The following is a 1,115-nucleotide window of genomic DNA, read 5'->3' on the forward strand; positions in this document are numbered from 1 at the left end:
GCAGGAACCTGCACGACCATTTCAGGAACACATGTGCTTAACCTGAATTTTCCGCAAACGAGTATTAGCGCGAAAGATAACGTTCCGGGAAAAACGATGGTGGATATCGCCGAGGCGACGGCCAGCGACAGCTATCAGGTCAACTGTTCCTGCGATTCAAAGCACCGGCTTAATAAGGGATTTTCGGCAATCTACTACACAGCGGATCCAACTGGCGGTCTCGTATTTGATAAAAAGATTGGTGAGGTCTCTTATTACAATCTTAATGAATATCTCGATGTCGGCGTAAAGATCTTCATCAAAAACGTGGGTTACACTGCAATTCCTTTTGAGCACGTTTCGAACCGCAGTACAGCCTCTCACACCTGTGGCTCGTCAAACGATATTACGCTTGATACCGGAACGTCTTCGATGCTCTCGTTTTATATTCGAAAATCGATCACCGGATTGGTCACAATTCCTCTGACCGATGTCGCCCTCGTCTACGGCGGAATATCTAATGATTTGCCCAGGGGAGAGGCGATCGCAAAAGTCAGGATCAAAGGCTCAATCATTGCGTCCCAGCAGTGTGAAATTAACGACGGGCAGGTGATTAATATCGATTTTGGTCAGATCCCCGCCTCTGAATTTTCCGCCACGCCCGGCACATCGATAACCAGTAAAAAAATTGAGAAAACCGTTACGGTGAGTTGTTCCGGCCTGGACCGCTCGCAAAAGGTGAACGCTGATTTTAACGCTACGGCAGCCAGCGCCGACAACACGATGGTTTCTACGTCAAACAACAACGTGGGGATCAAAATCTACGATACAAACGGCGACCCGGTGATGGTGAACGGCGGCGCGCTCAAAACGGAGATGGGTTCTACAAGCATTATTGGCGGAAAAAGTAACGGTACTATTACGTTCTCTGCCGCCCCGGCCAGCGCTACCGGAGCCAGACCGACGCCCGGCACGTTTAACGCAGATGCCACCATAACCCTGGAATTTTCAAACTGAACTCATGACGGCTGTTGATGACAGCCGTTGTCATATTTCGCCGGATAGACCACACTTACTGCAACTAATGTGACAAAAATATTACCGCCTATTGAATAAAAAAATAAATTATTCAAAGG

At 48.2% G+C, this 1,115-nt stretch carries 1 protein-coding gene; it reads left to right on the forward strand.

The features are described 5' to 3' along the window. Window positions 1-996, forward strand: a 996-nt coding sequence (locus ACZ6JY_RS40855; protein WP_469204762.1) for a fimbrial protein, incomplete at its 5' end; no start/stop codon positions are given. Window positions 997-1,115 lie beyond the last annotated feature (119 nt).

Source organism: Streptomyces sp. NPDC046335, from assembly GCF_055587985.1.